The sequence below is a fragment of the Micromonospora salmantinae genome, assembly GCF_022230905.1.
In the GTDB taxonomy this organism is placed as follows: Bacteria; Actinomycetota; Actinomycetes; order Mycobacteriales; family Micromonosporaceae; genus Micromonospora; species Micromonospora salmantinae.
Map to the genome: position 1 here is coordinate 1 of NZ_JAKKFG010000016.1, position 23966 is coordinate 23966.

The window sequence follows — 23966 nt, forward strand, 5'->3', positions numbered from 1 at the left end:
CCCGGTGCGGACGGGTCCGCCGACGGGCCGGCGCGGCCGATTGCCGAGTCGCCGTGGGCGTACCCGCCGCAACGCCCGGCCGGAACGGCCACGCCCGCCCAGGGCGAGTCCGGCGCGACGCCTCCGATTCCGCCGCCGCCGGTCGCCCCGCACGCCGACGCCGGGCAGGCACACCCCGGGCAGCCGTTCATCCCCGGCCAGGCCGGCCCGGCGCAGATTCCACCGCCGCCCGACGTGACGCAGTTCAACAACCCACCGCACGGCATTGCCGCACCGCAGCACGCTGCTGGGCAGGCCGGGCCGGGGACCCCACCACCCGGGCCGTTCCCGCCCTCGCCGGGTTGGTACCCGCCGCCCTGGCAGCAGGGCTCGCCCGGCGGCACGCCCGGGCAGCCGTACCAGGAGGCCGACGGGGTGACCCGGGTGCCGGCCCCCGCGTACCCGGACGCGGCCGCGTACCCGGACGCGAGCTGGACACCGGACACCACCGCCGCTCCGACCGCCGAGGACTTCGCCCGACGCCGCCAGGTTCGACCCGCCGACCCGGTGGCGACAATGGGTGTACGCGCGGTGGTCAACAAGATGGGCCTGCTCCGACTCTCTCCCGGGCGGCACGAGCAGGAGCTCAAGCGGGACATCGAGATGGTGCGCCGCAACTTCGGCGGTCTGCGGCAGGTGACCGTGGTGAACCCGAAGGGTGGTGCCGGTAAGACGGTGGCCATCCTGCTGCTCGCGATGACGTTCGGTCAGAAGCGTGGCGGCTACGTGCTGGCCTGGGACAACAACGAAACCCAGGGCACCCTGGGGATGCGCGCCCAACAGGACTTCCACTCCCGCACCGTGCGGGACATGCTGCGTGACCTCGGGCAGTTCCAGGGTGCGCACGGGCGGGTCGGCGACCTGTCGCAGTACGTCCGCTCGCAGGGCGAGGGGATGTTCGACGTCCTGGCCTCGGACGAGTCGGCCACCGGTGGCGAGATGTTGACGGCTGCCGCGTTCGCCGAGATCCGTGAGGTGGTCAGCCGGTTCTACAAGTTGATCTTCGTGGACACCGGGAACAACGTCCGGGCACAGAACTGGCAGGCGTCGATGGACGCCACCGACCAGTTGGTGGTCACCATGTCGGCCCGTAACGACTCCGCCGAGACCGCCGCCCGGATGCTCGACCACCTGGAACAGAGCGGCCGGCAACGGCTGGTCCGTCAGGCCGTGACGGTGGTGTCGATGCCACCGTCCCGCAAGGAGATCGACCTGCCGGCCATCCAGGAGCACTTCGCGGCCCGCACCCGGGCGGTGCTGCTGGCCCCGTACGAGCGGCTCATCGACAGTGGCGAGCCGATCCGGTACGGCGGGCTCTCCTCGGCCACCCGGGACGCCTGGCTGAAGATCGCCGCGGCGGTCGCCGAAGGGCTGTAGGGCCCAACCCACCGACGGCCGGCCCGATGTCGGGCCGGCCGCCGGGGCGGGGTCAGTTGCTCGCCAGCGCGTCCGCCGCTTCCGGGTCGCAGTCGCGCAGGAACTGGGCACAGCGGGCCGCCTCGTCGGCCTCGCCGATCTCGTCGGCGGCGCGGGACAGCACGTAGAGGCAACGGAGGAAGCCCCGGTTGGGCTCGTGTGACCACGGCACCGGGCCGTGCCCCTTCCAACCACTGCGGCGCAGCTGGTCGAGGCCCCGGTGGTAACCGGTGCGGGCGTACGCGTACGCCGTCACCACCTGGCCCTGCGCGAACGCCCGCGCCGCGAGCTCCGCCCAGGCCGCGCTGTAGGTCGGGAAGCCGGCCGCCACGTTGGCGTACGCCTCATCGGTGCCGGCCTCGTCGGCGGCGGCCAGGGCGGCGTCGGCCTCGTCGTTCACGGGCAGGCGGGTGGCCGGTGGCTCTGGCAAAAGGTTCTGCATCGCCCCATTCAACCCGCTAGACAGGGCGACACGCGAGCGGGTCGGCCGACGTGTCCCGCTGAACGGCTGAGGAGTTGGTCACGCCTGCGGCCTATGCCGCTGCCTGGCGTTTTCCACTACAACTAATAGTCCGGAGCCTCCCCAGGAACCGGTTATGCAGGAGCCCGGTGGCCACGACCATCGGGCTCCTGTCGGTTCCACCCCTGGCCCGAGGTTTGACCGGCCCCTGCGGAGGGGCAGGATGGCCCGGTGCCGACCCCACCTCCCGCGGACGTCATCGAGCCGCACCTGCACGCCGGTGAGATCCAGACCCGGGCCGAGTTCGACCAACAGCTGGCCACCGGTCGGCTGACCGGGCTGACCGTGCAGGGCCTGCGGCTCGACCTCGCGCCGGTGCCCGACCTGACCGGCGTCGACGTCGCCGGCACCCTCTTCGTCGGTTGCCGGTTCGCGTCCCGGGACGTGGGCGCCGACCTGGTCCGGCGCGGCGCGAACGTGGTGCCGCCGTTCTCCGGGTTGCCGTACCCGACCCAGCCGACGCACCTCTACACCCCGGACGAACTGGCCGCCGGGTTCGCCGAGGGCGGGTTCACCGGGATGTACGACACCCGGGTGTACGACCACTACCGGGCGCACGGTGGCGCGTTGCCGGACGTCAAGGAGGCGCTGGGTCAGCGGCTGCACGACCACGGCGTGGACAACGCGCTGGCCGACGCCACCCGGATCTGGCTGACCGCGCACGGGCCGCAGTCGGTGGTGGGCATCATGGGCGGGCACGCGGTGCGGCGCGGCAGTCCGGCGTACCGGATGGCGGCGGTGCTGGGTTGGGAGCTGGCGCGGGCCGACCGGCTGGTGGTGACCGGCGGCGGCCCGGGTGTGATGGAGGCCGCGAACCTTGGCGCCTACCTGGCGGACCGGCCGGCGACCGATGTGACGGCCGCGATCGACCTGCTGGCCACCGCCCCCGACTTCACCGACCACCACCGGTACACGGCCACCGCGCTGACGGTCCGGCAGCGGTACGCGGGGGTGCCCCGGCAGCGCGGCGACGACCTGGACTGGGCGCGTGCGGGTGGTCTGGCCATTCCGACCTGGCTGTACGGGCACGAGCCGGCGAACCTGTTCGCCGGGCGGATCGCGAAGTACTTCTCGAACGCGATCCGCGAGGACACCATCCTGCGCCTCGCCCGGGGCGGCATCGTCTTCGCGCCGGGGCGGGCGGGCACGGTGCAGGAGGTGTTCCAGGCGGCCACCAAGACCTACTACGGCACCGACGGCGCCAGCGGGGCGTACATCTTCCTGGACCGCGCCTACTGGACAGTGGAGTTGCCGGTGGAGGCGCTGTTGCGTCCGCTGCTGGCCGCGTCCCCGTTCGGTGACCTGTCGTCGACGATCCACCTCACCGACGACGTGCGCGAGGCCGTACGCCTGCTGACGGCCTGACGACGAACGGCCGGCTCCCCGTGCGGGAAGCCGGCCGTCGGGTCGGACGTCGTTACTTGGTCATCGTGGTGCCGGTGGAGCGCAGGTGCTCGCAGGCCTCGACGACCCGGGCGGCCAGGCCGGCCTCGGCGGCCTTGCCCCAGGCGCGCGGGTCGTACTGCTTCTTGTTGCCGACCTCGCCGTCGATCTTCAGCACGCCGTCGTAGTTGCGGAGCATGTGGTCCACGACGGGGCGGGTGAAGGCGTACTGGGTGTCGGTGTCGATGTTCATCTTCACCACGCCGTAGTCCAGAGCCTCGCGGATCTCGCTCAGCAGGGAGCCCGAGCCGCCGTGGAAGACCAGGCTGAGCGGCTTGTCCTTGCCGTACTTGGCGCCGACGGCGTCCTGGATCTGCTTGAGGATCTCCGGACGGAGCTTGACGTTGCCCGGCTTGTAGACGCCGTGCACGTTGCCGAAGGTCAGCGCCGCCATGTAGCGGCCCTTCTCGCCGAGGCCGAGCGCCTCGACCATCGCCAGGCCGTCATCGGTGGTGGTGTAGAGCTTGTCGTTGATGGCGTTCTCGACGCCGTCCTCCTCGCCACCGACGACACCGACCTCGATCTCAAGGACGATCTTGGCCTTGGCGGCCTCGTCGAGCAGCTGCGCGGCGATCTGCAGGTTCTCCGCGACCGGCACGGCCGAGCCGTCCCACATGTGCGACTGGTACAGCGGCTCCTCGCCGCGCTTCACCCGCTCCTGCGAGATGCCCATCAGCGGACGCACGAACCCGTCCAGCTTGTCCTTCGGGCAGTGGTCGGTGTGCAGGGCGATGTTCACCGAGTACTTCTTGGCGACCTCGTGCGCGTACGCGGCGAACGCCACCGCGCCGGTGACCATGTCCTTGATCGAGGGCCCGGAGAGGTATTCGGCGCCACCGGTGGAGACCTGGATGATGCCGTCGCTCTCCGCGTCGGCGAAGCCCTTGAGCGCCGCGTTCAGCGTCTGGGAGGAGGTCACGTTGATCGCGGGGTACGCGTACCGGCCAGCCTTGGCGCGGTCCAGCATCTCCGCGTAAGCCTCGGGGGAAGCGATGGGCATGTGATGCGCTCCTTACTTACCACTCTCGGCCGTGCTGGCCGCTGTTCTTCATTTGTGCGCCGGACCGCGCTGTCCTCCGCCCGGAAGTATCCCGTAGGTGAGGTGCGCCGGAACAACCGACCCGGGTGCTAGCCGTTCACCGGCGATCCAGGTTGTCCGGCACGATGACGCTGATCAACCAGGTCACCACGGTCATCACGATGGCTCCCCAGAACGCCGGCCAGAATCCGTCCACCTGGAACGGCAGGTCGAGCCCGCGGGCGATCCGGTCGGTGAGCAGGAACAGCAACGCGTTGACCACCAGCGCGAACAGGCCCAGGGTCAGTAGGTAGAACACACAACCGACGACCCGGATCACCGGCTTGAGCACCGCGTTGATCACGCCGAAGATCAGCGCCACCACGATCAGGGTGAGCACTGTGTTGCCACCCGAACGACCGTGCACGTCGACCCCGGGCACGATCAGCGTGGTTATCCACAACGCGACAGCGGTGATCGCCAGTCTGATGAGGAAGCCCACGGCACCATCCTGGCACCGGGTCGCGTCGCCGAGGGCTGATTCCGCCTACTCCGCTTCCGGGCGGTGCGCCGGCCCAACCCGTACGGTGGGTGGGAACCGTGCCCCGAGACCCCCGGGAGGGATGATGGGTCAGCCCGACGAGGACTTCACCCCCGGCGACCACCTCGCGCCCAACGAACGGGACCCCGAGGCGAACCCGGCCGACGCGGTCGAGCAGGCCACCGTCGCCGGCCCGGCCGACGTCGACAGTGAGCCGCACCGCGGCCTGGAGGTCGACGACTGGGACGCCATGGAGCAGGCCCGGGTGGTCACCGGGGACGAGGACGACTACCGCTGATTCCGTCACGGGGTCGGCTGCCCGTTGCGACAGGGGTGTTCAGCCGTTCGGGTCATTAGACGAATATCGATCCGAGAGGGGTTACCGGAGGAGTCTGGCGTCCCTAGGTTGGACGAGCGCCACCTGTACCCCCACGGGAGGACCCCCATGCTCAAGCACTCGCTCCGCTGGCTGACCGGCCTCGGCGCCGCAGGCGTGTTGATCGCCGCCTCCGCCACCCCCGCCGTCGCCGCACCCACGATCGAGCCTTACTTCCAGGACGCCACGCTGGCCATCGGCTCGGAGGCGACCATCCGTGGCCTGTTGCTGCACGCCGACGAGCCGACGGTCCTCACCGACGTCTCCGTGCGGTACGACTACCGCTCCCTGGCCACCAAGATCACTGTGGCTCCTGCCGACGGCCAGGAGTGCACCGCGCCGGAGCCGGGCGTTCTCGTCTGCACGGAGCGCTCCGATGTCGTCCTGTACGAGATGCCGCCGCTCGGCAGCGGGATCTACCGCAACGGGGCCAAGCGGGTTCACCTCGGCCTCACCGAAGATGCGCAGCTCGGCGACTCCGGCGACGTCGCTGTCAGCTTCCAGGCGGCCGGCGGGCGGCGCGGCAGCTACACCTCCCGGGTCCGGGTCGGCGAGGGGGTCGACCTGGCCGGCGGACCGTACACCAGCCTCTCCGCCAAGCCGGGTGGGAAGTTCACGGTGCCGCTGGTCGTGGCCAACGCCGGCGACAAGGCCGTCACCGGGTTCGTCGCGGTCTTCGACCTCCCCTACTCGATCCGAACCAAGGACCGGTTCAGCAACTGCCGCTACTCCGGCGACCACCTGGTCTCCTGCCACTTCGACGAGGACATCCCGGTGGGCACCGGGCTGGCCACCACGCTGAACCTCGAATTCGTCAAGGACACATACGCGCCGGCCAGCCACTCCGGCTACGCCCAGTTCATGACCAGCGCCGACTTCGAGGACCTGACCCGGGTGCGGACGGCCGTCGGCGCACGAGCGGCCAACCCCGGCAGCGGCCCGAAACTGACCATGACCGAGGCACCCAGCAGGGTGCGGCAGGCCGACCAGACCGATGTCGGCCCGGGTAACGACTACACCGCATGGATTATCAGGGCCACCGGCGTGAACGGCACCGACCTCGCGGCGATCGGCGCCACGCTCAAGGGCGCGGCCGGCACCGTCGTCACGGCGACAGTCGGCTTCCGGAACAACGGCCCGGCGACGCTCGACGGAACGAACGGAGACTTCGAGGCCGCCACCCACACCGACGTCGAGCTACCGCCGGGCACCACCGCCGTCGAGGTCCCCGACAACTGCTGGTTGCGGCAGGACACCACCCGCACGTACTCGTGCGCCTCGGAGATGCTCCTGGTGGCCGGGCAGACCTACGCCATGAAGTTCCGGCTGCGTATCGACAAGGTCGTCTCCAACGCCCGGGGTGCGGTGCGGGTCAACGCACCGTGCGAGTGCCCCGGCGGCGAGGGCTTCAAGGACGACATCGAACCGGCCAACGACAAGGCCACCATCGTGGTCAACGCGGCCCAGGGCGGCGGTGACCAAGGCGACGGTGATGGCGACGGTGGCGCGGGCGGGGGCGGTTCGCTGCCCATCACCGGTGCCCCCACCAACCTGATCGTCGGCATCGGCGCCCTGCTGCTCGTCACCGGTGTGGGCTGCTACCTGCTCGCCCGACGCCAAGGCAGCCGCTTCCCAGCCTGACCCACCCCGACCCGACCGACGCCCCGCCGTCCCTTACCGGGCCGGCGGGGCGTCGTCGCGAACTCCTCGTACGTCACTGCGCCTCCCGAGGGCTCCTGCCTCAGATGACGGAAGCGGACCGACCGAACATTGCGGTGACTTCGATCAACCTTTTGGTTCGTCTTGCCCAGCGGGCGGTTTTGAGGGCTGCAGTCAGCCTTAGCGATTCCTTAAGATCCGCAGGCTCCACCTGATCCCCCAACTGGAGGAACTCCCCTGATGCTCACCCACTCCACCCGGCGTTGGCTCGCCGGGCTGGGCGTCGCAGGCGCGCTCGTCGCCGCCTCCGCCACCCCCGCCTTTGCCGCACCGGCAGCCCTCGCCGCACCGGTAGAGAATCTCGACCTGTACGCCAACAACGTGATCGTCGCGCCCGGCGGCACCGAGAAGTGGCTCACCCTCTTCTCGCTCACCACGGAGCGGCAGCCCGACGACTACACGATCAAGGTGGACCGGAGCAAGGTCTACGGTTTCGCCGACGTCGAGAGCAGCGGGGACAACTGCACCGAGTCCGGTGCGATCCTGACGTGCAAGGTCGAGGACCAGGACGACGACGGCTCGTACCTGAACCTCGTCTCCCTCGTCGTTCGCGCAAAGGCCGACGCCAAGCCCGATCAGAAGGGCGAGCTGAGTTTCACTGTCACGCCGGACGGCAAGTCCGGATCCGCCTCCTACAGCTCGACGGTGGAAATCGGCGAGGGCGTCGACCTCACCACCAACGAGTCCCTGGAGCTCAAGGGCGCGCCCGGCGCCACGCTGAAGGCTCCGTTCCAGGTGACGAACCGGGGCGAGGTGCCCGCGAAGGACGCGGTTCTCTACGTCGTCGGCGCGGACGGTCTTCAGCCGTCGAAGCGCTACGAGAACTGCGAGTACACCGAGGGCCCGCTGCACGACTTCGCGTTCGTCTGCCGCTTCGACACGACCATCGGCGAGAACAGTAGCTTCCGCCTCGACGACAGCTTCGGGTTCACCGTGCCCGCCGACAGCTGGGCGCCGAACGCCTTCGGCGGGTTCTCCACCTGGTTCACGCCTGCCGACTGGGACGAGTACCGGTCCGTGGCCGAACTCCCGGCCAAGCTCGGGCCGAACGGGACCGAGGGTGAGCTGAAGCTCGAGCCGGTCATGAACCTGCGCTCCCGGCAGACCGACGTCAACCCGTTGGACAACTCGACCTGGGTCGACCTTCAGGTGACCGGCGACCAGCGGGCCGATGTGGCAGCGCGCGGCGCGACGGTGACCGGTGACGTCGGCGCCACCGTCGCGCTCACGGTCGGCTACGTCAACAACGGGCCGGCGGCCGTCAACGCGGGTGGCGGCGAGTCGCCCTGGATCGGCACCACCGTCACGCTGCCGAAGGGCGTCACCGCCGTCCGCGCTTCGGAGAACTGCTTCGACTCCGAGGACGACGGGTGGGAGCCGGGCAAGCCCGGCGCGCGGGTCTACCGGTGCTTCGTGGACGGCTCGATCAAAAAGGGCGAGAAGGTCGACTACGAGTTCCAGGTGCGGATCGACCAGGCCGGCGACCAGGCCGGCGAGGTCACGCTGCGTACCGGGCACGAGGAGACCGAGATCAAGGACCTGAACCCGGCCAACGACACCGCGCAGATCCTGGTGAACGGCGGCGGAGACGGCGGCCAGGGCGGCGGTGACGACGGCGGCTCGCTGCCGGTCACCGGTCAGTCCACCGGCCTGATCGTCGGCCTCGGCGCGCTGCTGCTCGCCGCGGGCCTCGGCGGCTACCTGGTGGCCAAGCGCCGCCGGACCCGCTTCGTCGCCTGACCCACCCCGCACCACCGGCGCCCCGTCGACCACCACGGTCGGCGGGGCACCGTCGTTGGACCCCACGACGCCGGGGCACCGTCGTTTGACCCCACGGCGCGGGCGGGTGGTGACGGGCCGGTCCGGCGCGGCCGGGGCCCTGGGCTTCGGTACCCTTTGTGGCCGTGGACACAGCTGAGAAGACCCGCGCTCTCGTGGAGAGCGTCGCCCTGAACCCGCTCGATCCCAAGGATCTGTTGCAGACCTTCGGGCTGATCGGCGTGTGGGTGATCCTCTTCGCCGAGACCGGCCTGCTGGTGGGCTTCTTCTTCCCCGGTGACTCGCTGCTGTTCCTCGCCGGGGTCGCCTCGTCACCGGTGGCGGACGCGATCTTCGGCGACGGCACCCGCCTCTCCCTCACCGGTCTGCTGATCGGTGGGCCGATCTGCGCGATCGTCGGCGCGCAGCTGGGGCACTGGCTCGGCGCGCGGTACGGCCGGCCGATGTTCGAGCGGCCGAACTCCCGTCTCTTCAAGAAGGAGTACGTGGAGAAGGCCGAGTACTACTTCCAGAAGTTCGGCCCGGCGAAGGCCGTCGTGCTGGCGCGCTTCATTCCGATCGTCCGCACGTTCCTCAACCCGGTCGCGGGCGCGCTCGGCATGCCGGCCAAGAAGTTCCTGCTCTGGAACATCGTCGGCGCGGTGCTCTGGGTGGACGGCATCCTGCTGATCGGCTACCTGCTGGCCGAGCAGATCTACCAGGCCATCGGCGACAAGATCGACCACTACATCCTGCCGGTGGTGGCCCTGATCATTGTGATCTCGGTGCTGCCGATCTTCTTCGAGTTCCTGCGCGACCGGCGGGCTCGTAAGCGCGGCGAGGCGGTCGCGGTGGTCGCGGCGGCCAGTGCCGCCGGCGCGGTGGAGGCGGCCCGTGAGGCGTTCGACCACGACCGGCACGAGCACGGCCGTCAGCGCCCGGAGCACGGTCAGGACCGTTGAGCGGTACGACGACGGCCGGCCCCCTGGTGAGGGGGTCGGCCGTCGGCATGTCGAACCCGGCCTCCGGTGGTGCGACCGGGGACGAGCAGGTGTCAACCACCGGTGGCGCCACCCCTGGCTCGCCACCGGACGCCGCCCCGGCTCGGGACGGCGTGTAGTGCCTAGGTCAGCGGGCCTTCTTGGTGGCCCGCTTACGCGGCGGGGTCAGCAGGTCGGCGATCGTCGCGATCGCACTCGGGACCAGGCTGTAGTACGCCCAGACACCGCGCTTCTCCCGCTGCAACAAGCCAGCCTCGGTGAGGATACGCAGGTGATGACTGACCGTCGGCTGAGAGAGGCCGAGCGGCGCCGTCAGGTCACAGACGCACGCCTCGCCCTCGGGGGCCGACTGGATCAGGCTGAGCAGCCGCAACCGAGCAGGATCAGCAAGGGCCTTGAGGACCCCGGCGAGACGCTCGGCATCGGCACGTTCGATCGGCTCGCCGTTTAGCGGCGAGATCTGAGGCATAGTCATTTCGGCCAACGCAGTTCCCACGTATTCCATCCTTCCACCAGCAGCATCGATCCGCCTGCATATCAGCAGATCCGAATCGGCAGACTTTTACGCCACAAGGCCGAGGTCAGCCAACGTATAGGCCGCCCGGTACGGCAATCCGGCGGCTCGCACCGCGTCGCCGGCGCCTCGATCAACAATAACCACCACGCCCACGACTTCCGCCCCGGCCTCGCGAAGCGCCTCGACAGCGGTCAAAACACTTCCGCCCGTCGTGGATGTGTCCTCCACCGCCAACACTCGACGGCCAGCCACCTCCGGTCCCTCGATCCGCCGCTGAAGACCGTGGGCCTTGCCCGCCTTGCGCACCACAAAGGCGTCCAGGGCCCGGCCGGTCGGAGCGGCGGCGTGCAGCATCGAGAGCGCGACAGGATCCGCGCCCAGGGTGAGGCCCCCAACGGCGTCGAACTCCCAGTCGGCGGTGAGGTCGAGCAACACCCGGCCGACCAGAGGAGCGGCCCGGTGATGGAGCGTGACGCGCCGCAGATCCACGTACCAGTCTGCCTCGCGCCCCGACGAGAGCACGACCCGGCCGTGGACCACAGCCAGGTCGGTAATGAATTTACGCAGGTCGTCGTGGTCCCCCATGGCGATAGAGGTTACTGCGCAACTCTGAACGCCGTGTGCGGGGTCCACCCTGATCAGCCCCGGGGGGAACCGATGACTGGCGATGCTCGACTACGCTCAGCAACTGGCCCGACAGCGGCGTGCCAACGCCGTCCCACCACTCGCTCGGTGTCGGCGGGCCGGTCGAAGCTCAGCGCTCGTCGCGACCGATCCGGCCGCGGGTGTCCCGCGCGACCGCCTGGAGCAGCCGCCGCGGCGCGTGTCGCATGCCGGCGACGACCACTTTGTACTTCCACGCCGGGATGCTGACCATCTTGCCTTTGCGCAGGTCACGCAGGGCTTCGTCCACCACATCCTCGGCCCGCAGCCACAGCCACTCCGGCGTCTTGGACATGTTGATGCCGGCTCGCTGATGGAATTCGGTGCGGGTGTAGCCGGGGCAGAGGGCCATCACCTGTACGCCGAACGGCCGCGCCGACTGCCCGACGGACTCACTGAAGTTGGTGACCCACGCCTTGCTGGCCGAGTACGTCGATCCGGGCATGGCCGTACCGAAACCGGCGACCGAAGAGACATTTATCACTGCCCCATTTCGCCGTTCGGTCATCGGTCGGAGCGCCGCCAGGGTCAGCCGCATGACCGCGTGCACGTTGAGTCGCAACAGTCGCGCCTCGTCCTCCGCCGTGGAGCGCAGGAACGGTTTGTTCAGGCTGATCCCCGCATTGTTGACCAACAGGTGCACCGGGCTGCCGTCGGCGAGCCGCTGCTCCACGGTGGCGCATCCGTCGTCGGTGGACAGATCCGCCGAGATCGTCTCCACCTCGCGTCCGTACGTGGAACCCAGCTCGGTGGCCAGCTCGGTCAGCCGCGCCGCGTCGCGGGCAACGAGCACCAGGTGCCAGCCGTCGGCGGCCAGCCGCCGCGTGAACGCCGCGCCGATGCCGGCGGTGGCCCCGGTGATCAGGGCTCGGCGCTCGGCAGTGGTGGGGTCGAGCGTCACGGAGTGGTCCTCACCTGGGCGGGTACGGGGGCGCGGGCGGCGCCGACGGGGGCTGGTGCGGGGCGGGCATGAAGTGGGGCGGTGCGGTTGGTGTCGAGCGGTGGCGGCCGAACCAGCTGCTCGCGGCCGGCAGTGCCAGCAGCGTAGCTACTACAAGGTAACCGAGCCCTTGGGCGACGGAAAGCCCGGCGTTGAGCGGGATCCACCAGGACGGGTACGCGTCGCCGATCAGGCCCAGCAACTCGGCGAGAGCCTGCTCACCGGAGCCCAGTTGCAATGGCGCGGCCCGTTCGCCGACGACCACCGCCACGCTGCAGCAGCCGCCGAGAAGGCCGAGCCCGCTGACCACCCAGGTCGCCACCCGGACGCCGTTGCGGCCAGCCAGCAGCCCGAGGGCGAGGCCGGCGAGCAGTGGCGCGGAGAGCGCCGCCACCACCGCCGACAGCACCGCGGACGCGCGGAGCAGAGTCACCACGTCGTCGATCTGCTCGGGGCTTGCCGAGGTGTCGCGGGCGGCGGAGCGGAACGCGTCGACAGTCCCGCCCAGCACCACCAGGTCGACCACGGCGTACGCGAGCGCGGCGACCGCCATCACCAACAGCACGGTCGCGGCCGACAGGACGGCGGCGGGCCGGCGGGCCGGTGCCGATTCCGGGTACGACACGACGAATCCCTCCGGTAGGCGTCGGGTTGCAACCTACTCGGAGGGATCGTCGGCGTCGTGCTTATCGAGCCGTCAGTTGGTCGGCGGCGGGGTTGACCCGGGCCGGTCCGTGGGCGGCGTGTCGTCCGGCCGGTTCGCGGCCGGTGGCGGCGGGTAGCTCGGCTCCCCACTCGACGGATAACCGGGCTCACCCGATGCCTGCGGGTAGCCCGGCTGACCGGGCGCCTGCGGACCCGGGTAGCTGGCGCCCGGGGTCGGCGGCTCCCAGCCCGCGGTCTGCTTGCGGAAGAACGGGTTGGCCTTCGGCAGCGCCAGCAGGACCAGCGCCGCGATCAGCGCGATCAGGCTGAGCACGCCGAGCAGGAGGCTGACCGGGGTGACCCAGGAGGGCAGGGCCTCCTCCAGACGGCGCTGGATCTCCTCCGGGCTCGGCCCGTCGCCGGCATTCCCGCCACCGGTGTTGAGACCGCCGGCCGCGTTGCTGAGCAGACCACCGCCGACGCAGCAGACCATGATGCCGCCGACGATCCAGGTGGTGATCCGGGCGCCGTTGCGGCCCTGGTTGTTGAACAGGGCCAGCACGCCCAGCACGACCGCGAGCAGCAGCAGGACGATGCTGCCGCCGATGCCGATGACGGCGAAGACGTCGGCCACCTGGTCACCGTCGGTGGCGCTGTCCGCGTACGCCGCACGGAGCGCGTCCCGCGTCTTGCCGAAGGTGCTGAGCGTGATGATCAGAGTGATCACCTGGAGTGCCAGGAACAGGAAGAGCAGGTAACTGGAAATCGACACAATGGATGGCCGCTGACGGGCCGGCGTGCTCTGGGAATCGACCACGATTCTCCTTCCCTAAGATCGCGCCCACACCGTATCGACAACCAGCCAGTTCGGCATGCCGTGACGAGCCCGGCGCGTCCGCCCGGTCCGGTTCAGCGGGCCTCAGGCACGGGGCGGGCGGATCGTCAGGTCGGCGGGGTCGAGCAGGTCACCGCGGGCGACCCGCCAACCCTCTTCGCCGTACGCCTCGAAGGAGAGCCGCGCGGCACCGCCGGACTGGTAGTCGTGGTAGCGCATCGTCCCGGCCGACGGCAGGTCGGTCTCGCCGGTGGCTGTGTAACGCGCCTGCCCGGTCTCGGCCCAGGTGTAGCGCCGCCCGCCGAGTTCGATGGTCGGGGCGCCCGGGGTGACGGTGGCGCCCGGTTCGGCGGTCCAGAACACCAGCTCGAGTTCGGGGCCGTCCTCCACGGAGAGCCGGTGTCGGGTGCCGGAGTCGTCGTCGAGGAGGTGCTGCACCCAACTCCAGTCGCCCTCGACCAGCCGGATCGTGGCGCTCACCGCGTACTCCCGCTCGCGGATCCGCACGCGGTCGCCCGGGGCCAGGCGGAGCGGGCCGCCGCGCGGCGGCTCCGCCTGCTGGCCGTCGGGCCGGGCCGTCGGCCGTCGGCGGGCCCGCACGACGACCACCACCACCACCGCGAGTACGGCAACAGCCGCCACCAGGCACGTCACCAGCGCGTCCACCCGACCACCTCCCCAGGTACGTCGGCGCAGACGGTAACAACCCTCGGCACCAGGAAGGCCCGCGCTGTGGCCGACAGCTCAGCTAGCGACTGTGGTCGGGTGCGTCCTGCGGAGGTGCCGCCGGGGGTCCGGTCGGCCCTGGTGAGGTGCCCGGCGCGCCCGGCGTCAGGTGCGCGGCCGGGTCGGGGCAGATCAGGTAGCCGGGTGGGAGCGGCTGGTTCGGCGGCAGGAAGCCCGGCACGAGCGGAGCTGTCGGATATCCGTAACCGGTCGGGGCGTAGGTGGGGACGGGCATCACCCAGGCCGGGCCGGGCAGCGCCTCGTTCGCGGTACGCGGCGTCGGCGACCGGCAGAACCAATCGGGCAGCACCGACCGGCGAATGGATCATGCTGCGGCGAGCCGCCGACTGGCGTACGTGCCGAGGGTTTCCCTGTCCATCACGCAGCCGACGAAGGTGGTGAACTCGCTCGGATCGTCCCGCAGCGACGTCCAGGCCGCTCGGGCCGCCTCCGGGTCGACCCGCTCGAGCAGCGTGGCCGCGTACGCCCGGCCGGCGGGCGTGCCGTCGGCCAGCACCCGGTCGAGCTGGCGGCGTACCTCCTCGGGGTGGTCGCCGAGGGCGGCCTCGACCCGGTGGTACGCCTCGGTCACCGGCAACAGGGTCCCGGCGAAGCCAACTCCCCCGAAGGCGAGCGTGTCAGCCGCCACCAACGTGTCGACGGCGGCGCCCAATTCGCGCTCCCAAGCCTTCCGCATCCCAAACATGCCTCCACCCTTTCCCCGTCCGCCCCCACTCCACCCCGTTAATCAAGAGGTTTGCGCCATGAGCGGACACTCTCCTGACACAGCCGCCTTGTCCAGGCGCCAGGTGGTGGGGGTCAGTAGCCGCGCCACTCCGTGCGGGCGTAGTCGAGGACCCTCGGTCGAAGGAGGGTGCTGGGGGGCACGTTCAGGCGGGCGCGGTCGGGGGGAAAGGCCGCCGCCGCCCGCAGCACGCCCGGGTCGAGGAAACGCAACCGGGGCGCGTCGGCCGGCAGTTCCAGCACCGGCGGGACGGTTCCCGCCGTGGCGAGCAGGAAACCCCAGTCGCCGAAGGACGGCACGTCGACGTGGTACGGCACTGTGGCGAAGCCGGCTTCCCGCACCGACGCATCGATCGACCAGTAGGAGCGGGGCGCGAAGTACGGCGAGCCGGACTGCACCACCAGCCGTCCCTGCTCGGCGAGCACCGACCTGATCAGCGCGTAGAACTCGACCGTGTAGAGCTTGGCGGTGGCCGTCTCGTCCGGGTCGGGCAGGTCGGCGACCACCACGTCGAAGCGCTCGGCGGCGGTACGCAGCCAGCCGAACGCGTCAGTGTTCAGCACCCGCACGCGGGGGTCGTCGAGCGAGCCGCCGTTGAGCTCCCGTAGCTGCGGCACGGTGCTGGCCAGCGCCACCACCGCCGGGTCGAGGTCGACCACTGTCACCCGGCGGACGTCCGGGTACCGCAGGATCTCCCGGACGGCGAGGCCGTCGCCGGCACCGAGAACCAGGACGTCGCCGCGCGGGCCGCGCATCGCCGGATGCACCAGCGCCTCGTGGTAGCGGTACTCGTCGACCGAGCTGAACTGAAGATCACCGTTGAGGAACAACCGCAGGTCGGTGTCGGCGTGGCCGACCTCCCGCACCGACCGGGTCAGCACGATCTCCTGGTAACGGGAGCGTTCGGCGTACACCACGGGGTCCCGGTAGAGCTGCTGCCGGGCGGTCACCTCGAAGTCGGCGGCGGTCACCCAGGCGTACCCCAGGCAGAGCGCGACCACGACAGAGCCGGCGCCGAGGACGAGCCGGGCGCGGCGGCTCAGCTCCCTCCGGAACACCGTGCAGACCAGGGCGAGACCGGCCACCGCGTTCACCGCGCCGACCACCAGGGCGCCCTTGAGCTGGCCGAAGACGGGGATCAACAGGAACGGGAAGGCGAGCCCGCCGAGCAGCGCGCCGACGTAGTCGGCGGCGAACAGGTCGGCCACCGCACTGCCGGCGGCCTGCTCGCGGATGCGCTGCAGCATCACCATCAGCAGCGGAATCTCCGCGCCGATCAGCAGGCCCAGCACGAAGGCGGTGCCGACCAGCGCCGGGCCGTACAGGTCGAGCCAGGCGAAGGCGGCGTAGAGGCCGAGCACGGACAGACCACCGAGCAGGGCCAGGGTCAGTTCGATCACCGCGAACGCGGCGGCGGCCCGGGGCTGCAACGGCTTCGCGACCAGCGCGCCGACCCCCATCGCGAAGACCATCACGCCGAGCACGATCGACGCCTGCCCGACGGTGTCGCCGATCAGGTAGCTGCCGAGCGCGACCAGGGCCAGCTCGTAGACCAGCCCGCAGGCGGCGCAGACGAAGACCGCGACCAGCACCGCCGCGCGGGCCAGCCGCCAGTGCGGCCGGGCCTCGGTGCCGCCGTCGACCACCCGCGGCGCCCCGGTGCTCATGACCGCCCCGGGTACGGCCGACCGGCACCGCGCGGTCGCGGTCCCCCGGTCATCAGAGGATCGCGGCGGCGATGATCGCGCCGGTGGCCAGGTGCACCACTGCCGACACCCACACGGCGGGGTGCGGCTCCGGGTCGACCAGCAGCTCGCCGAGCCGGCCCGGGGTCACCGCGTCGAGCAGCAGGAACGCCGCGGCCATGATCACCAGGCCGACGATCCCGTAGGCCGCCGCGCCGACCAGCCCCAGGGCGAGGTCGTCGTCGCTGGCGACGATCGCCGCGACAACGATGGTGCCGACGCCGAGCAGGTTGGACGCGAGCAGCAGCGCCGCGTTGCGGTTGCGCTCGGTCCAGATCAGTTCGTGGAGCTTGCCGGGAGTGGTCAGGTCGACCAGCCCGTAGCCGATGCCCATGAGGACGACGCCGACCGCGCCGAAGGCAAGGGTGGCCAGTAGATCGATGACGAGGTTCTGCACGGAGGGCTCCAGGTCAAGGGGTCGGGCGTCGGGCTACTTGCCGGTGCCGGGGCCGCCGCCCCGCACGCTGCTGCCGCGTCCCCAGCCCCAGTACGACCCGACGGTCGAGTGGTAACGAGGGTGAGCGGTTTTCATGTCTTCGAGCAGAATCACCGAGCCGGCGGCGATCGGCAGGATCACCACCGAGTCGTCGTCGTAGCGCAGGTAGACGCCGCTGCCGTCGGCGTACCGGTCGGACGGCTTCCACGCGTCGGTCAGTTCCTCGGCGACAGTGGTCGGTGACTTGGACGAGGTGTACGCGGTCGCTTCCCGGCCGATGTCCCGGCTGGCCGCTCGCGAGTACCTGTCCTGCACGTAGGCGCGCGGGGAGAAGGTGCCGTTGACGAGCGCGAAGGCCGCGACCAGCACGCCGACCACTGCCGTCGCCGCGCCCACCACGAACCAGCGTCGGTACGTCATCGCAGTGCCACCACCGTCTCGGTCAGGACCAGCTCATTGGTCTGCGGGTACGCGTGCCAGGTACGCCAGCCGACCGACAGGTGCGGCAGGTCGGTGCGCACGGCCAGCGCGGTGACCGCGTCCGGGTCACCGGGAAAGACTCCGACCAGGGCATACGGGTCGTCGGCCAGGTCGGCGCGGAGCCCGGCGATCCGGGTGTGCAACTCACCGTTGGCGGGGCGCAGCACGCTGGCGGTGAAGCGGTAGCCGCCCGCCTCGTCGTGCAGGGCGCCGGGCAGGTGCGGCGGCCGACCAGGCAGGCAGGCGACCGTCTCGGTGAGTCCGACCGCACTGCCGGGTTCGGCCAGCACGACCTGGTGGGACGCGCCGAGCAGGCGCAGCCGTAGCCGGACGTCCCCGGGCAGCGTGAGGTCGCGGACGTGCAGCGCGGGCCGCTCCGGGCCGCCGAGTGCCAGGCTCAAGTCGGCGGCGCAGGTGTCGACGTATGGGGTGTGGAGGCTCACCAACACGTCAGCTGGCCTCCGGCCCGGCCTGCGGGTACACCATCACGTCGGCGCGGTGCAGTTGCTCGCCCCGGGCGACCTCCCAGCCGGCCTGGCCGTACGCCTCGAAGGAAAGCCGTTCGCCGCCCTGGGCCCGGTAGTCGTGGTATCGAAGGGTGCCACCGGGGTCGAGGCCGGTGCTGCCGGTGGCCGTGAAGCGGGCCTGACCGGACTCTTCCAAGGCGTAGCGGCGGCCGGCAAAGTCGAGGGCGGACGCGCCCGGGGCGATCGTGGCGGCCGGCTCGGCGGTCCAGAGCACCAACTCCAGGTCCGGGTCCTCCTCCACGGAGAGCCAGCGCTTGTCGCCCTCGACGGTGTCGAGCAGGTGCTCGGCCCAGCTCCAGCCGCCCTCATTCAGATGCACCGAGCCCCGGACCGCGTACGACACCCGGCGGATCTCGACGATGTCGCCGGGCTTGAGCCTGCGCGGGTCACCGCGGAGCGCGTCGCTGTCGGTGTCCCGGAACGGGTCTGCGGGTGCAGCCGGCCGGGCGGCCTTGCGGCCCTTGCGAACCGCCACCACCGCCACCACGACCCCGGCGACTCCGATCAGACACCCCAGCGTCGCCACCAGGTACGCCACGGGACCGTTCATGCCGACCACCTCCCCAAGTGCGTCGGCGGGAACGGTAACAACCCCGCGCACCTGGAGAAACTCATCATTGCCTGGTGATACGGCAGCTACGGAGCGTCCCGGTGGGGCACCGTCGGGGGCAGAGAACGGGTCGGGCCGACCCCGCCTGCGAGGCGGGATCGGCCCGGGTGCGACGGATCAGGCGGCGGTGACGGACAGGGTGTTGGTTTCGGTGGCGCGGTCCACCTTCACGGTTTCGCCGTCGCGGATCTGGCCGGACAGGAGGGCCTTCGCCAGTTGGTCTCCGATTGCGGTCTGAACCAGGCGGCGGAGCGGTCGCGCACCGTAGATCGGGTCGTAACCGTGCTCGGCCAGCCAGTCCCGGGCGGCATCGGTGATCTCCAGACCCAGCCGGCGATCGGCCAACCGACGCCGCATCCGGTTCAACTGGATGTCGACGATGGAGCGCAGGTCGTCCCCGCGCAGCGAGGCGAAGACCACGATGTCGTCCAGCCGGTTGAGGAACTCCGGCTTGAAGTGCGACCGGACCACGGCCAGCACGCCCTCCCGGCGCTGCTCATCGGCGAGCGTCAGGTCGCTGATCACCGACGACCCGAGGTTGGACGTGAGGATCAGAATCGCGTTGCGGAAGTCCACAGTGCGGCCCTGGCCGTCGGTGAGCCGGCCGTCGTCGAGCACCTGGAGCAGCACGTCGAAGACGTCCGGGTGGGCCTTCTCCACCTCGTCCAGCAGCACCACCGAGTACGGCCGTCGGCGCACCGCCTCGGTGAGCTGACCACCCTCGGTGTAACCGACGTAGCCGGGCGGGGCCCCGACCAGGCGAGCGACCGAGTGCTTCTCGCCGTACTCGCTCATGTCGATGCGGACCATGGCCCGCTCGTCGTCGAAGAGGAACTCGGCGAGGGCCTTGGCCAGCTCGGTCTTGCCGACGCCGGTCGGGCCGAGGAAGAGGAAGCTGCCGGTCGGGCGATCCGGGTCGGCGATACCGGCCCGGGCACGGCGTACCGCGTCGGAGACCGCGCCGACCGCCTCGGTCTGGCCGACCACCCGGCCGCCCAGCGACTCCTCCATCCGCAGCAGCTTGGCCGTCTCACCCTCCAGCAGGCGGCCGGCGGGGATGCCGGTCCAGGAGGCGACCACAGCGGCGATGTCGTCCGCGCCGACCTCCTCCTTGAGCATCGCGCCGTCGGACTGGAGCTGGGCCAGTTCCTCCGCGGCCTGCTTCAGCTCGACCTTCAGGGCGGGGATCCGGCCGTAGCGCAGCTCGGCGGCGCGTTCCAGCTCGCCGTCCCGCTCGGCCCGCTCGGCCTCACCGCCGAGGCGTTCCAACTCCTCCTTGGCGGTCGAGAGCTTGGTGATGTGGCTCTTCTCCGTCTGCCAGCGCTCGGAGAGCACTGTGAGCTGCTCGCGCTTGTCGGCCAACTCCTTGCGGAGCCGCTCCAACCGCTCGGCCGAGGCGGCGTCCGGCTCCTTGGCCAGGGCCATCTCCTCGATCTCCAGCCGGCGGACCGCCCGCTCGATCTCGTCCACCTCGACCGGACGCGAGTCGATCTCCATCCGGAGCCGGGACGCGGACTCGTCGACCAGGTCGATCGCCTTGTCCGGCAGGAACCGCTCGGTGATGTAACGGTCGGACAGCGTCGCGGCGGCCACCAGCGCGGCGTCGGTGATCCGTACGCCGTGGTGCACCTCGTAGCGCTCCTTGAGCCCGCGCAGGATGCCGATGGTGTCCTCGATGGTCGGCTCACCGACGAGCACCGGCTGGAAACGACGCTCCAGCGCCGGGTCCTTCTCGATGTGCTCGCGGTACTCGTCCAGCGTGGTGGCGCCCACCATCCGCAGCTCGCCACGGGCCAGCATCGGCTTGAGCATGTTGCCGGCGTCCATCGAGCCCTCGCCCTTGCCGGCGCCGACGACCGTGTGCAGTTCGTCGAGGAACGTGATGACCTGCCCGTTGGAGTTCTTGATCTCCTCCAGGACGGACTTCAGTCGCTCCTCGAACTGGCCGCGGTACTGCGCCCCGGCGACCATCGCGCCGAGGTCCAGCGAGATCAGCTTCTTGTCGCGCAGGGACTCGGGCACGTCGCCGGTGACGATCCGCTGGGCCAGGCCCTCGACGATCGCGGTCTTGCCGACGCCGGGCTCGCCGATCAGCACCGGGTTGTTCTTGGTACGCCGGGAGAGCACCTGGATGACCCGACGGATCTCGGAGTCCCGGCCGATGACCGGGTCGATCTTGCCGTCCCGGGCGCTGGCGGTGAGGTCGACGCCGTACTTGGTGAGGGCCTGGTAGGTCTGCTCGGGGTCGGCGGTGGTGACCCGACGGTCCCCACCGCGAACGGTCGGGAAGGCGGCGACCAGGGCTTCCTCGGTGGCGCCGGCGGTCTTCAGCGCGCCGGACACCGCCCCGCCCACCCGGGCCAGGCCGGCGAGCAGGTGCTCGGTGGAGGTGTACTCGTCGCCCAGCGGCCGGGCGATCTGCTCGGCGGCGCCGATGGCGTTGACGAACTCCCGGGCCAACGTCGGCTCGGCGATGCTGGAGCCGCGGGCGGCCGGCAAATTGTCGACAGCGCGCTGGGCGGCCTGGCGCAGCTCGGTCGGGTCGGCCCCGACGGCGCGCAGCAGACCGGTGGCGGTCGAACCGTCGGTGTCCAGGAGTGACAGGAGCAGGTGCCAGGGCTCCACTGTGGCGTGACCACGCTGGTTGGCCAGCGCGACAGCGCCCGTGATGGTTTCGCGGCTCTTGGTGGTGAGTCTTTCGGTGTTCATGGGCTCCCCCGGATCGGCGTTGTCCACTGGGTTGGACACAACCAGAGTTGAGCGTATTCCGCTCAACCTTAGCGCGTGACGCCCATCACTCCCGGCGCCGCCACCGCCAGTCGAACTCGCCGGCCGCCGGAGGCGGGCCGGGCAGCGGGTCCGCACCCGGCACCGATGACAGGCCGGCCAGCAGGACCGCGAGCTGCCGGCGGCGCAGTTGGCGGGTCCGCTCCGGATCGGGTACGCGGACCGCGGCGCACGCTTCCAATAACAACCCCAGGTCGTGTGCGACAGCGTCGGGGCGCAGCCGCCCGCTGGCGTGTGCCCGGTCGACCAGGGCGGTGGCCAACTCGCCGGCGCGCATCGCGTCCCGGCCCATCTCCTCGGTCGGGGTGAAGGTGCCGGCCAGGTGGACGGTGAGCGAGTGCACGTCGGCGTCGACCACCCGGGCCAGGAAGCCGGTGAACGCGGCCCAGTCGTCCGGCTCGTCGAGGGCGGTCTCGGCCTCCGCGACGTACCGGCGCAGCCCGTCGTGGCAGAGCTGGCGCAGCAGGTCCTCCTTGCCCGCGTACCGCCGGTAGAGGGCGCTGATCCCGACGCCCGCGCGCTCCGCGACGGCGGCGATCGGGGCCTTCGGGTCGTCGAGGAAGACGGCGCGGGCGGCTTCGAGGATGACCTCGTCGTTGCGGGCGGCCTGGGCGCGGCGACCGCCCAGCGTCTTGCCGGAAGTCGTTGACATGCCCCCAGCCTAACAGTGGAACGGATCGTTCCGCTCTGCTATGGTGATTGCAGAACGAAACATTCCGTTCCGAAGGAGTTCCGCCATGAGCGACACCGCGATCCGCCCGTTCCGCGTCGAGATCCCGCAGACCGCCCTCGACGACCTGGCCGCCCGGCTGGACCGCACCCTCTGGCCCGCCGACCTGCCCGGCGCCGGCGACTCGTACGGGATGAGCACCGACCGGGTGCGCGACCTCGTCGACCGGTGGCGGGGCGAGTTCGACTGGCGTGCCGTCGAGGCCCACCTGAACGCTCACCCGCAGTTCGTCACCGAGATCGACGGCGAGCAGATCCACTTCCTGCACGTCCGGTCGTCCCGGCCGGACGCCACGGCACTGGTGCTCACCCACGGCTGGCCCGGCTCGGTGCTGGAGTACCTCGACGTGATCGCCCCGCTCACCGAGCCGACCGACCCGGACGCACCGGCCTTCCACGTGGTCGTCCCGTCACTGCCGGGCTTCGGCTTCTCCGGCCCGACCCGCAACGCCGGCTGGAACCGGTTCCGCATCGCCCGCGCCTGGGCCGAGCTGATGAACCGACTGGGGTACGACAGCTACGGCGCGGTCGGCAACGACGCCGGCTCGATGATCGCGCCGGAGCTGGGCCGGATCGCCCCGGAGCGGGTGCTCGGCGTACACGTCACCCAACTCTTCTCGTTCCCCTCCGGCGACCCGGCCGAGTTCGCCGGGCTCTCCGAGACGGACCAGGCCGCGCTCGGGCACCTCCAGTGGTTCTACGAGAACAAGTTCTCCTTCAACCAGGTGCACAGTCAGCAACCGCAGACCCTGGCGTTCGCGCTGACCGACTCGCCCGTGGGGCTGCTCGCCTGGAACGCCCAGCTCTTCGACGAGAGTCTGGACGCCGACTTCATCCTGGCCAACGTGGCGCTCTACTGGTTCACCGGCACGGCCGCCTCGGCGATCCGGCTCTACTGGGAGGACGCCCACGCCGGCGAGCCGCCGACCGAGCCGACCACCGCTCCGACCGCGCTGGCCATGTTCCCCGGCGACTTCCAGTCCATCCGCCGCTTCGCCGAGCGGGACCACGCGAACATCGTCCGGTGGACGGCGTACGAGACCGACGTCGACGGCCGGGGCGAGGTCGGCGGCCACTACGCCGCCCACCAGGCCACCGAGGTGCTGGTCGCCGACATCCGCGAGTTCTTCAGCAGCCTCCGCTGACCTCGACGTCCGGTGCGACCGATCGGTGCCCGCCCCGCTCGACCGGGGCGGGCACCGACCGCTTGATCTGGTACGGCCCCTAAGGGCCGATTCGCCGGGGCAACCGGGCGGTGCACGGGGTTTCGTGGTCGGCGCGGAGCACGCAGCGACGGTCACCGTCCAGCCGCCGGTCGCAGAAGACCCAGTGCCGTACCCCCTGGTTGTCCTCGGTCGAGACGGTGATCCCGCCGAGGTCGATCCGAGCCAGGAAGGCCAGCGACCGACCGGCGGTCCGCCCCAGCATCTTCGCGCGGGCCAGATCGGGCGCGGATATCGGCAGGTGGATGACGTACCGCCCGGTCATCGCCGCCACCCTCGATCCACCATCAGCGCTGTTCCTCTCCTGGGGGTGCGGATCGCTGGCACGGCCGTTTACTCGAGGGAGCGCACGGCCGTGCCAGCGGCGACGCGGACGACCCGGCCGAGGAGGCCGGCTGCCTACCAGGCTTTCCACACCCCGAGTGCCCGCCCGGTCAACATACAATGCAAAGCATTGCAGGACAACCAGTGACCATGCTTAGCACGCGAAGTGTTGGCCGACCGGCCAACCGCATGGGAAGATCTTG

General features: G+C 70.8%; 26 protein-coding genes. 7 read left to right on the forward strand and 19 right to left on the reverse strand.

Annotated features, from left to right (window positions below; genetic code table 11):
* A partial coding sequence (locus PSH03_RS14550; protein WP_372494758.1) for a MinD/ParA family ATP-binding protein occupies positions 1-1416 on the forward strand: 1416 nt, incomplete at its 5' end.
* Between the two features lie 52 nt (positions 1417-1468).
* On the opposite strand, the gene PSH03_RS14555 is transcribed toward PSH03_RS14550, so the two are convergent.
* A complete protein-coding gene (locus tag PSH03_RS14555; RefSeq protein WP_091396135.1) occupies positions 1469-1897 on the reverse strand; it encodes a DUF3151 domain-containing protein in 429 nt (142 codons plus the stop codon).
* A 249-nt stretch (positions 1898-2146) separates the two neighbouring features.
* Here PSH03_RS14555 and PSH03_RS14560 point away from each other — a divergent pair, with 249 nt between their 5' ends.
* Complete coding sequence (locus PSH03_RS14560; RefSeq protein WP_210782955.1) at positions 2147-3340, forward strand: LOG family protein; 1194 nt, start codon at positions 2147-2149, stop codon at positions 3338-3340.
* Between the two features lie 52 nt (positions 3341-3392).
* Here PSH03_RS14560 and fbaA read toward each other — a convergent pair whose 3' ends face one another.
* A complete protein-coding gene (fbaA, locus tag PSH03_RS14565) occupies positions 3393-4418 on the reverse strand; it encodes a class II fructose-bisphosphate aldolase (protein WP_124853722.1) in 1026 nt (341 codons plus the stop codon).
* Positions 4419-4554: 136 nt separating this feature from the next.
* A complete protein-coding gene (locus PSH03_RS14570) occupies positions 4555-4938 on the reverse strand; it encodes a phage holin family protein (protein WP_030491363.1) in 384 nt (127 codons plus the stop codon).
* 124 nt (positions 4939-5062) lie between these two features.
* Here PSH03_RS14570 and PSH03_RS14575 point away from each other — a divergent pair, with 124 nt between their 5' ends.
* The 4 genes from PSH03_RS14575 to PSH03_RS14590 all read left to right on the forward strand — a co-directional run bounded on the left by PSH03_RS14575 (position 5063) and on the right by PSH03_RS14590 (position 9792).
* Positions 5063-5275, forward strand: a complete 213-nt coding sequence (locus PSH03_RS14575; RefSeq protein WP_210782957.1) for a hypothetical protein — start codon at positions 5063-5065, stop codon at positions 5273-5275.
* 147 nt (positions 5276-5422) lie between these two features.
* Positions 5423-6994 carry an LPXTG cell wall anchor domain-containing protein gene (locus tag PSH03_RS14580; protein WP_210782959.1) on the forward strand — a complete coding sequence of 524 codons (1572 nt, stop codon included), beginning with the start codon at positions 5423-5425 and terminating at the stop codon, positions 6992-6994.
* 258 nt (positions 6995-7252) lie between these two features.
* A complete protein-coding gene (locus PSH03_RS14585) occupies positions 7253-8812 on the forward strand; it encodes an LPXTG cell wall anchor domain-containing protein (protein WP_238689450.1) in 1560 nt (519 codons plus the stop codon).
* Positions 8813-8970: 158 nt separating this feature from the next.
* Positions 8971-9792: a DedA family protein gene (locus PSH03_RS14590; protein ID WP_238689451.1), complete on the forward strand. Its 822-nt coding sequence runs from the start codon at positions 8971-8973 to the stop codon at positions 9790-9792.
* Between the two features lie 166 nt (positions 9793-9958).
* Here the strand turns inward: PSH03_RS14590 and PSH03_RS14595 are convergent, their stop codons facing one another.
* The 15 genes from PSH03_RS14595 to PSH03_RS14665 form a co-directional block, all read right to left on the reverse strand.
* Entirely contained in the window at positions 9959-10336 is a 378-nt protein-coding gene (locus PSH03_RS14595) for an ArsR/SmtB family transcription factor (RefSeq protein WP_030332125.1), read from the reverse strand.
* Positions 10337-10393: 57 nt separating this feature from the next.
* Complete coding sequence (gene pyrE / locus PSH03_RS14600; RefSeq protein WP_112586136.1) at positions 10394-10933, reverse strand: orotate phosphoribosyltransferase; 540 nt, start codon at positions 10931-10933, stop codon at positions 10394-10396.
* 169 nt (positions 10934-11102) lie between these two features.
* Positions 11103-11912, reverse strand: coding sequence for an SDR family NAD(P)-dependent oxidoreductase (locus PSH03_RS14605; RefSeq protein WP_210782965.1), 810 nt, complete (start codon positions 11910-11912; stop codon positions 11103-11105).
* 10 nt (positions 11913-11922) lie between these two features.
* Complete coding sequence (locus PSH03_RS14610; protein ID WP_210782967.1) at positions 11923-12576, reverse strand: hypothetical protein; 654 nt, start codon at positions 12574-12576, stop codon at positions 11923-11925.
* Between the two features lie 72 nt (positions 12577-12648).
* On the reverse strand, positions 12649-13413 hold the full coding sequence (locus PSH03_RS14615) for a hypothetical protein (RefSeq protein WP_238689452.1): 765 nt from the start codon (positions 13411-13413) through the stop codon (positions 12649-12651).
* 102 nt (positions 13414-13515) lie between these two features.
* Entirely contained in the window at positions 13516-14097 is a 582-nt protein-coding gene (locus PSH03_RS14620) for a DUF4178 domain-containing protein (RefSeq protein ID WP_238689453.1), read from the reverse strand.
* An 82-nt stretch (positions 14098-14179) separates the two neighbouring features.
* Complete coding sequence (locus PSH03_RS14625; RefSeq protein ID WP_238689454.1) at positions 14180-14467, reverse strand: hypothetical protein; 288 nt, start codon at positions 14465-14467, stop codon at positions 14180-14182.
* 15 nt (positions 14468-14482) lie between these two features.
* Positions 14483-14854, reverse strand: coding sequence for a hypothetical protein (locus PSH03_RS14630; RefSeq protein WP_238689455.1), 372 nt, complete (start codon positions 14852-14854; stop codon positions 14483-14485).
* 122 nt (positions 14855-14976) lie between these two features.
* Complete coding sequence (locus PSH03_RS14635) at positions 14977-16569, reverse strand: polyamine aminopropyltransferase (protein WP_210782977.1); 1593 nt, start codon at positions 16567-16569, stop codon at positions 14977-14979.
* Positions 16570-16621: 52 nt separating this feature from the next.
* Positions 16622-17044 (reverse strand): DUF350 domain-containing protein, encoded by a 423-nt coding sequence (locus PSH03_RS14640; RefSeq protein WP_210782979.1) that lies wholly within the window; start codon positions 17042-17044, stop codon positions 16622-16624.
* 33 nt (positions 17045-17077) lie between these two features.
* Positions 17078-17503, reverse strand: coding sequence for a DUF4247 domain-containing protein (locus tag PSH03_RS14645; RefSeq protein WP_210782981.1), 426 nt, complete (start codon positions 17501-17503; stop codon positions 17078-17080).
* Positions 17500-18012, reverse strand: a complete 513-nt coding sequence (locus PSH03_RS14650; protein WP_238689456.1) for a DUF2617 family protein — start codon at positions 18010-18012, stop codon at positions 17500-17502. The genes PSH03_RS14645 and PSH03_RS14650 overlap by 4 nt, the downstream gene beginning before the upstream one ends.
* 1 nt (position 18013) lies before the next feature.
* Complete coding sequence (locus PSH03_RS14655) at positions 18014-18640, reverse strand: DUF4178 domain-containing protein (protein ID WP_210782985.1); 627 nt, start codon at positions 18638-18640, stop codon at positions 18014-18016.
* A 177-nt stretch (positions 18641-18817) separates the two neighbouring features.
* A complete protein-coding gene (gene clpB, locus PSH03_RS14660) occupies positions 18818-21409 on the reverse strand; it encodes an ATP-dependent chaperone ClpB (RefSeq protein ID WP_238689457.1) in 2592 nt (863 codons plus the stop codon).
* An 85-nt stretch (positions 21410-21494) separates the two neighbouring features.
* The gene (locus PSH03_RS14665) at positions 21495-22139 is read right to left on the reverse strand and encodes a TetR/AcrR family transcriptional regulator (RefSeq protein WP_238689458.1); all 645 of its coding nucleotides are present in this window, start codon (positions 22137-22139) and stop codon (positions 21495-21497) included.
* 85 nt (positions 22140-22224) lie between these two features.
* Here PSH03_RS14665 and PSH03_RS14670 point away from each other — a divergent pair, with 85 nt between their 5' ends.
* A complete protein-coding gene (locus tag PSH03_RS14670; protein WP_238689459.1) occupies positions 22225-23361 on the forward strand; it encodes an epoxide hydrolase family protein in 1137 nt (378 codons plus the stop codon).
* Positions 23362-23440: 79 nt separating this feature from the next.
* Here PSH03_RS14670 and PSH03_RS14675 read toward each other — a convergent pair whose 3' ends face one another.
* A complete protein-coding gene (locus PSH03_RS14675) occupies positions 23441-23704 on the reverse strand; it encodes a hypothetical protein (RefSeq protein WP_210782993.1) in 264 nt (87 codons plus the stop codon).
* Positions 23705-23966: the final 262 nt, after the last annotated feature.

Excerpts from the sequence above, each read along its gene's own strand:
- PSH03_RS14665 (WP_238689458.1), bottom strand. The coding sequence starts at position 22,139 with ATGTCAACGACTTCCGGCAAGACGCTGGGCGGTCGCCGCGCCCAGGCC.
- PSH03_RS14675 (WP_210782993.1), bottom strand. The coding sequence starts at position 23,704 with ATGACCGGGCGGTACGTCATCCACCTGCCGATATCCGCGCCCGATCTG.
- PSH03_RS14580 (WP_210782959.1), top strand. The coding sequence starts at position 5,423 with ATGCTCAAGCACTCGCTCCGCTGGCTGACCGGCCTCGGCGCCGCAGGC.
- PSH03_RS14630 (WP_238689455.1), bottom strand. The coding sequence starts at position 14,854 with ATGCGGAAGGCTTGGGAGCGCGAATTGGGCGCCGCCGTCGACACGTTG.
- PSH03_RS14645 (WP_210782981.1), bottom strand. The coding sequence starts at position 17,503 with ATGACGTACCGACGCTGGTTCGTGGTGGGCGCGGCGACGGCAGTGGTC.
- PSH03_RS14655 (WP_210782985.1), bottom strand. The coding sequence starts at position 18,640 with ATGAACGGTCCCGTGGCGTACCTGGTGGCGACGCTGGGGTGTCTGATC.
- PSH03_RS14575 (WP_210782957.1), top strand. The coding sequence starts at position 5,063 with ATGGGTCAGCCCGACGAGGACTTCACCCCCGGCGACCACCTCGCGCCC.
- PSH03_RS14670 (WP_238689459.1), top strand. The coding sequence starts at position 22,225 with ATGAGCGACACCGCGATCCGCCCGTTCCGCGTCGAGATCCCGCAGACC.
- pyrE (WP_112586136.1), bottom strand. The coding sequence starts at position 10,933 with ATGGGGGACCACGACGACCTGCGTAAATTCATTACCGACCTGGCTGTG.
- PSH03_RS14635 (WP_210782977.1), bottom strand. The coding sequence starts at position 16,569 with ATGAGCACCGGGGCGCCGCGGGTGGTCGACGGCGGCACCGAGGCCCGG.
- PSH03_RS14555 (WP_091396135.1), bottom strand. The coding sequence starts at position 1,897 with ATGCAGAACCTTTTGCCAGAGCCACCGGCCACCCGCCTGCCCGTGAAC.
- PSH03_RS14585 (WP_238689450.1), top strand. The coding sequence starts at position 7,253 with ATGCTCACCCACTCCACCCGGCGTTGGCTCGCCGGGCTGGGCGTCGCA.
- clpB (WP_238689457.1), bottom strand. The coding sequence starts at position 21,409 with ATGAACACCGAAAGACTCACCACCAAGAGCCGCGAAACCATCACGGGC.
- fbaA (WP_124853722.1), bottom strand. The coding sequence starts at position 4,418 with ATGCCCATCGCTTCCCCCGAGGCTTACGCGGAGATGCTGGACCGCGCC.
- PSH03_RS14595 (WP_030332125.1), bottom strand. The coding sequence starts at position 10,336 with ATGGAATACGTGGGAACTGCGTTGGCCGAAATGACTATGCCTCAGATC.